Source organism: Bacillus altitudinis 41KF2b, from assembly GCF_000691145.1.
GTDB lineage: Bacteria > Bacillota > Bacilli > Bacillales > Bacillaceae > Bacillus > Bacillus altitudinis.
Map to the genome: position 1 here is coordinate 1 of NZ_ASJC01000025.1, position 7,889 is coordinate 7,889.

Sequence of the window (7,889 nt, forward strand, 5' to 3'; positions counted from 1 at the left end):
AAAGCCTCTTACTTTTGTAAGGGGCTTTTTTTCATACTGCGATAATTAAAATCTACCATCTGTCTTTTTCACTATAATAAGACAGGTTAAAAAATTGGGATAAACAGTAAAATATCTAATTGAAAATATAGAAATATCAAAGGATACCATCAAAAAAAAGAAAAAAGTAGTGAAAATATCACAAAAAACCATTCGGGAAATAATTATGATATCTTTATTTTTATCTCAAAATGAAATAAAAATCTTGTGTAATTTAGTAGATAAATTTCTTAGTTCTATTGGTTTAAGTTATATTTTTGTGTAGAAATAAGTGTTTTAAGGTCAAAAAACCACGAAATATACCTGTATTTTCAATTAGAAAATCATTCTAATGTTTAGGAAATAATTTGTTGACAAAATAATCTAAAAACAATATATTTGGCTTAATCAAGTCATTATGGAATTAGTTGTTAAATTTTTGATAGGTGGATTTCAGGATCAATTCTGTAAATGATGATGCATTAAGACCTAAGGAAGAGCGCTTCTGAGGCAGAGCGATACTGAAGAAATATCTATTAGACAAAAAGAAATGGATGATAGATAGCTTAGAATGGTAGATTCGTTTTTCTACTATGCCTATTTCTCAATGATATGATTCAGGGTATTCAGAGGATCATCATAAAGAAAACGCTTTCTAAACGCTGTTAAGGAGGTGAATCCATATGAAGAAAATGTATAACAAACTGAGGCGCTGTAACAGTTGAATGGCTGTGGTTGTATGTGAAGATGAGTGCTGAAAAAGAAGAGTGACATGTGGGATGCTTCTCTCCTTTTTCAGAAAACAGATTTCCTAAAAAATCCATCTTTCATTTTATCATAAGGCTTTTTGCTTGAAAACCACCTTTGTTAGGAAAGGTGATTGTGAATTGAAGGAGGTCACGTGATGAAAAAGGCTTTGTATCATGAAGACAGCGGGTTGTATTTAGAAAAAATGCGCATGGCTTTTCAAGAACACTATGAGCAAAGAACAGATATGTGGTCCACTGATCCATCATTAACAGATGCTGCTGTGATGTCTCTGAAGGCATGGCGTTCCAGGGAAAAGGATGCACTTGCTTCTGTTCTGGATATCGGCTGCGGGAACGGCAGGGCTCTTGAACATTTACAAGGACTGTCGGCATATACCGGCATTGACCTTTATGAGCATGAGGAATGGCAAGGATTGAAGAAGAGAAAAGAGGTTCCTGTCCATTTTTATCATCAAGATTTTATGTCCTGGTCAATGGATCAAGGGCGCGAGCTGACGTTTGATTTGATTTTAGATCATGGCTGCTTTCACCATCAGCACCCTGATGACCACGAACGATACTTAAAGCAGATTTCCTCGCTGCTTCATGAAGGTGGTGTGTTTTCCCTTGTTGTATGGGGAGAAGAGTGGAAAACAGGCTTAATCGGAGAAGATGGACGCTTCCATTTTTCATTCTCAGATACTCAGCTTGGAGAAAAGATTTGTACATCAGGGCTTGAGCTCGTTTCGATTACACCATTACAAGCGAAGGCTGGGATCAGCCAGCATCATGTCATTGCTGTCAAAATCTAGTGCAAAGGAGGATAAACGCGATGTTTGATGTGATGGTTCTTGGTGCATACCTAGGCGGGTGTCATGCTTCAATCAATGTAGCTGAATTGAAGTACGGACTATTCATCCAATCAAAGGGTACAACCGGATGACGTGCATTTGAAGGACCAGAGCTTCTAGTAAAGGAGAAAGCAGCTCGAAGCTAGCAGAGATATTCTTTTAGAGAAAGAGCATGTCAGTTTCCATTCAAGAATCATCCAATGGTGTTGCTCTCTTACAGAGAATACAGCGTATGAAGCTCGATTTCTGCTCCTTTGTACTGGACAAGTGACAGCCTAAAAAGAGTCTTTATGAAAGGTACTGATGGATGATTGGCATCGCACATCTATTCAGCCAGTATGACAGGAAATTTCTCCTGAGCCATGATTCTAGCTGGAACCGGTGCTCAGGATGCAAAGGGAGTGCATACACATATTCATCACGCCATCACTGCGCTGAGAGAGTTCAATGGGGTGCAGTGATGAATAGGGGGAGACAAATGAACAAGTTTGTAGCTGAACTACAATCAATGATTCATCATTTTACATTTCAAGAAAAACACTATTTGCTCGTGGGGCCAGTGAACCTGCCGATCTCTATTGAACATGAAGAAGTGCAGTTTACATGGTATGCCTTTGCGTCTGTAGAAGCTGATACAACGCCAACGGTTGAGTCTATTGTACAAATGAGTACCGAGCAGCAAACATTTTCCTCTTGTCTCCTTTTTGGCGACTTTGAAAATGAAGTGCCGCCGCTTGTGCGAATTCATAGTGTCTGCCAAACAGGGGATGTGTTTGGGTCACTGAAATGTGATTGCGGTCCACAGCTTGCATCATCGCTAAAAAAAATCACCGATTACGGAAAAGGCATGCTTGTGTATATGGCCAATCAAGAAGGGCGCTCTATTGGGTTAATGGCCAAAGCCTTCACGTATAAATTACAGGAAATGAAACTGGATACATTTGAGGCGAACAGGTTGATCGGCTGCGGAGATGATGATCGGCATTACGAGGAAGCAGCGGCTGTCTTGCACTATTTAAACAAAGGGAAACCATTGCATCTCTTAACCAATAATCCAGATAAAGTCGATTCCATTGCTGCTTACGGTCTTCCGGTTTTACGGTTTGATCATACGGTAGAAGCCTCTCTCTATAATGAAGCATATTTAAAGGCAAAAGCAGCATCAGGGCATATGGTCGATGAGAAGAAATTAATTAATCAGTAGATGAGTTTATTTAAAGAAGGCGGGAGAAAAGCGTGAAACCTGATATCAATTGGATTCAAATCCCAAGCGGCTATGCGACGATTGGAAGTAATGAAGAAGATATGAAAAAGGCATCAGAATTTTGGAAGGACAAACTTCTGAATCCAGCCTATGGCCGTGAGAAAAAATTTCAAAAATGGCTGTACAAAGAATTTCCATCTTATCAGCCGTATATGAGCGAATTTTTCATTTCAGATACGGTCGTCACCAATGAATGGTATCAAAGCTATTGCGACGAGACAGGAAAGCCTTATCCAGAGAGCTTGACGAACCTAGAACTTGGCGGGGGAAAAGACCATCCAGCTTGGGGCATGGACATCGAGGAAGCTTTCTCATTTTGTCAGTGGCTGAGCGGGAAGCTTGGATATGAGGTATCGATCCCTACTGAGGAAGAATGGGAATATGCTGCCCGGGGCAATACGAGACATCAATATCCTTGGGGAGATGAGTTTGATCCCTCTTACTGTAATACGCACGAATCAAATATTGAAAAAACGACACCTGTCCGTCATTACGAAAAAGGAAGATCTCTATTTGGACTATATGATATGGGTGGCAATGTCGAAGAATGGGTCAACACCAAGTATCACATATATGAAGGCGGAATTGAGGTTGTAGATGATTTAACCGAGACACTCGGCAGTGATTACTACATTTTAAAAGGTGGCTCCTTCGCAAGAGGCGGAGATTTATGCAGAGTCGCAAGAAGACACGGGAAACACCCAGACCCTGTTTTTCGATTTACTGGTTTTCGTGTAGTTACTCGTCAAAAACAACATATAAAGGTGGGAGTGTAAAACCATGCATAGAGGACCGATTACATCCGTTTTATCAACTCAGCATGACCAAATTGTCTACACAGGTGGCTATGACCGCTGTATTTATAAATGGGACCGTGCCACGGGAGAAGGAACATTTATTGGCAGTCACGAGCATATCATCAACTCTTTATCCCTTTCGGAAAATGGAACGTATTTAGCGAGTGCATCGTCAGACTATACCATTCAATTATATGATACTAGCACACATACAAGAATTCGTACGCTATATGGTCATGCGGATGATGTGGAAGCTGTCGCATTTGCAAAACAGGATACGCTTCTTGTATCGGTGTCCAGAGACAGAAGATGCTTAGTTTGGGATATTGAAACGGGAGCCATTTTAAGAGAATTTCATGGACATAGCAAGGATGTATTAGCTGTATGGATTCATGAGGATAAAGCTTATACAACTGGTGACGATGGCTATGTCCTTGTATGGCTCTATGAAACAGGAGAAATTGTAGGTGAAATTGGCCCGTTTGATTATGAGCTGGATACCATCAGCGGCAGCAATCAAAAAGAAGTATTCGCCCTTGGCAGAGATGATGGCACAGTTATCATTTATGATGCCGCTACATTACAGGAGAAAAAAATCATTAAAGCTCATTTACAAGGTGTGAAACGTGTGAATTTTTCACCGAGCGGTAACTACTTGCTTACAGCGGGTTATGACCATCTAATTAAGCTGTGGAATTATGAAACCGGTGATTTAATTGATACGTTGCTGCCTCATAAATATCAATGGGAGCGCTCGCTTGTTTGGACAGAAGACGAGCAAGCCATTTTAGGAGCCAGCTTTGGGAAAACGTATTGTGAATGGTCCATTCAAGAAGGAAAAGTGATCTCTGATGAGCAGGAATTGGCGACACCTTCTATTAATGATATTGCGTTGACTGAAGCGGGTGATATTATCACTGCATCAGATGACGGAAAATTCAGAAAGAATGGAATCGAAATCGCAAAATCAACAGGTGTTCTCACAAATGGAGTGGCTGTTGCACGGGATGGAAGCTATTATGCATGGGGCGATCATGCGAGTCAGGTGCATATTGTACACGAGTCATTGCAGCAAATGGTCTCTTTTGATCTCAACACAGGTCCTGTCAATAGTGTGTATTTCCATGAGGAGGATCGTCAATTTTATATTGGCACTTATGGCGGTTATGTGCATGTCATTTCGACAGAACACTTAAAGGAAATCGGCCGTTCTAAAGCACATGATTGCGCAGTCAAAGCATTAAAGGTAGAAGGAGATCATATCATCACAGCGGCAGTTGAAGGAACCATCTGTCTTCTCGATAAAAAGAGTTTGTCCTTAACAGCAGAATATATCGGGGCGACAGAGCTGTTAAATGATGTATTTATTGATAGCAAAAGAGATCGTATTGCCATTGTCAGCCGGGATAAAAACGTCCGATTGTTTGATTTGCATACAGGCAGAATTTTAAATCAGCACAACGAGCATCAATATTCCATTAAATCCATCACTGTGACAGACTCTGGCTATATTGTGAGCGGAGACTATTGGGGGTATATTGTGGTCTGGAATCCAGAGCTAGATGTCAATACAGGTCCGATTCGAATTGCTAAGAATGGTATTAGTGCCATTAGACAACTAGGAAATGATGTGTATGCAAGCTCATATGACGGTGGTATTTATCATATTCGAGAAGATGGCACACATACGGAAGTACTGCGCTTATTTGAACAATTTCCGAAAGAAGTAATCTCTCATTAAGAAAAAGAATGTAAGCGGGGGATTCTCATGATAAGTGTTTGCAAGGAACATATGAAAAAAGGTCTGACTGTACTCAATTGTCCGCATGTGCTCCTCATTAATAAATATGAATGTCGCAAATGCTGTTTTTGTAAACAACGAGCATCATATAAACTGTTTTATTCCTTGCCTTACTATGATCGATCTGAAAAGAAACGGCTTGAGAAAGTATAGCACATGAGAATAGAACTCCTTCATTTTCTGAAGGAGTTCTTTCCCTTGAGAGAAGAAAGGAGCCCGAGATGAAAGACGATGTTTTTTATATGAAGCTGGCGATTGCCAACGCGAAGGCGATGAAAGGACAAACCTCACCCAATCCGCTTGTTGGTGCAGTGATTGTTCAGAGCGGTGAGATCGTTGGGATTGGTGCGCACATGAAGGCTGGCGAGCCTCATGCTGAAATTCATGCACTGCGAATGGCAGGAGAAAAGGCGAAGGGAGCTGACATGTATGTGACACTCGAACCTTGTACACATCACGGAAAAACAGGCCCTTGCACCGAAGCAATCATCAAAAGTGGTGTGAAGAAAGTGTTGATTGCCACCCAAGATCCGAATCCGGTTGTTGCAGGTAAAGGAATTGCCTTTTTGAAAAAGGCTGGAATTGAAGTGGAGCAAGGGATATGTAAACAGGAAGCAGATCGTTTAAATGCTCCTTTTTTTCATTTGATGCAAACAAACCTTCCTTATGTCATCTTAAAATCAGCTATTTCGATAGATGGGAAAATTGCCACGGCTGATCAAGAAAGCAAATGGATCACTGGAATAGAAGCGAGAACAGAAGTGCAGCGCTTACGTCAAGAAGCAGATGCGGTGCTGACAGGAGTGGAAACGACTATTCAAGATGATGCCGGCTTAATTGTAAAGGATTCATTCAACCATCAGCCCATTCGTGTTATTTTAGATTCAACATTAAGGATACCGATTCATGCCAAATGCTTAACAGATCATAGGGCAGAAACCATAATTTGTACATCACAAGATTATGATCATCAAAAGTATCAACAGTTGATACAAAAAGGTCATCAAGTATTTGTTACAAGCGGAGAACACCGGACAGATCTTCAGGATGTGTTACACATGTTGAAGAAGCGCTCTGTGATGTCAGTGCTTGTAGAGGCAGGGGGCAGTGTGAGTGCATCATTTTTAGAAGCATCACTTGTGAACGAAGCTGTTATCTATATGGCACCTTTGTTGATTGGAGGGAAAGATGCACCTACTTTTTTTGAAGGAGAAGGTGTGAAAAAACTAAAAAAGGCGATCCGTCCAGCGGATATTGAATATAGTATGGTAGGAAAAGATTTAAAAATGACGATGACATTTTAACGATGGAGAGAGGTCCTTGCACGTAGAGTGCAAGGCCTTTCAAATTTTTTGATAAAAATAAAATTGTACATACACCTTTATCGATCATGATGAATACGATGGATTGGGGTGATTCTATGAGAAAATGTAGACAATGCGGAAAGATATACCCAACTCATTCGACAGACCACTACCAAAAAGGAAGCTGGTATGATGCGTATAAGGATGATGGCTGGGAATGTGATAGTTGTAAGAAAGGTAAATCAGACAAACAAAGGAAACCAGTAAAAAATCCATGCTGCGGAAAAGATCCTTGTGTGTGTGTCATTCAAGGACCGCCAGGGGGAAGAGGAAGGAGAGGCCCAGCAGGTCCGGCAGGTCCAGTGGGTCCAGTTGGCCCAGCGGGTCCAGCAGGAGCAACGGGCGCAACAGGCGCCACCGGTGTAGGTTTAACCGGTATCGTGGCATTTGATCCAGCGGATGCCCCAACCTATCCAGAAGGTCAAGTGGTGACATTTGATGGAAGTACGTATGTGGCGAATACAGCTTCACCAACAGGTACGCCAGGTACGTCTCCAGATTATACATTGTTAGCAGCTGCGGGAGATACGGGCGCCACGGGTGCCACAGGAGCAACAGGAACGGGAGCGACAGGAGCCACCGGAGATACCGGCGCAACTGGAGCGACAGGAGCCACAGGAGGTACGGGTGCCACGGGAGCCACAGGAACCGGAGCGACCGGCGCTACTGGAGATACCGGCGCAACCGGAGCGACAGGAGCCACCGGAGATACCGGCGCAACTGGAGCGACAGGAGCCACAGGAGGTACGGGTGCCACGGGAGCCACAGGAACCGGAGCGACCGGCGCTACTGGAGATACCGGCGCAACCGGAGCGACAGGAGCCACCGGAGATACGGGCGCCACGGGAGCAACAGGAACCGGAGCGACCGGTGCTACAGGAGATACAGGAGCCACCGGTGCTACAGGAGCCACCGGAGATACGGGCGCCACGGGAGCAACAGGAACCGGAGCGACCGGTGCTACAGGAGATACAGGAGCCACCGGTGCTACAGGAGCCACCGGAGATACGGGCGCCACGGGAGCAACAGGAACCGGAGCGACCGG

The 7,889-nt window shown here is 43.0% G+C and carries 5 protein-coding genes and 1 pseudogene; all 6 read left to right on the forward strand.

Going from position 1 to position 7,889, the window contains the following annotated elements:
* Nucleotides 1-922: 922 nt before the first annotated feature.
* Nucleotides 923-1,579 carry a class I SAM-dependent methyltransferase gene (locus BA79_RS18520; protein WP_007496773.1) on the forward strand — a complete coding sequence of 219 codons (657 nt, stop codon included), beginning with the start codon at nt 923-925 and terminating at the stop codon, nt 1,577-1,579.
* Between the two features lie 517 nt (nt 1,580-2,096).
* The gene (locus BA79_RS18525) at nt 2,097-2,822 is read left to right on the forward strand and encodes a GTP cyclohydrolase II (RefSeq protein ID WP_017360404.1); all 726 of its coding nucleotides are present in this window, start codon (nt 2,097-2,099) and stop codon (nt 2,820-2,822) included.
* Nucleotides 2,823-2,854: 32 nt separating this feature from the next.
* Nucleotides 2,855-3,658, forward strand: coding sequence for a formylglycine-generating enzyme family protein (locus tag BA79_RS18530; RefSeq protein WP_024718589.1), 804 nt, complete (start codon nt 2,855-2,857; stop codon nt 3,656-3,658).
* 4 nt (nt 3,659-3,662) lie between these two features.
* Nucleotides 3,663-5,420 (forward strand): WD40 repeat domain-containing protein, encoded by a 1,758-nt coding sequence (locus BA79_RS18535; RefSeq protein WP_035391378.1) that lies wholly within the window; start codon nt 3,663-3,665, stop codon nt 5,418-5,420.
* Nucleotides 5,421-5,701: 281 nt separating this feature from the next.
* On the forward strand, nt 5,702-6,784 hold the full coding sequence (gene ribD, locus BA79_RS18540) for a bifunctional diaminohydroxyphosphoribosylaminopyrimidine deaminase/5-amino-6-(5-phosphoribosylamino)uracil reductase RibD (protein ID WP_035704514.1): 1,083 nt from the start codon (nt 5,702-5,704) through the stop codon (nt 6,782-6,784).
* A gap of 116 nt (nt 6,785-6,900) precedes the next feature.
* Nucleotides 6,901-7,889: pseudogene (locus tag BA79_RS18545) on the forward strand (exosporium glycoprotein BclB-related protein); the annotation flags it as partial.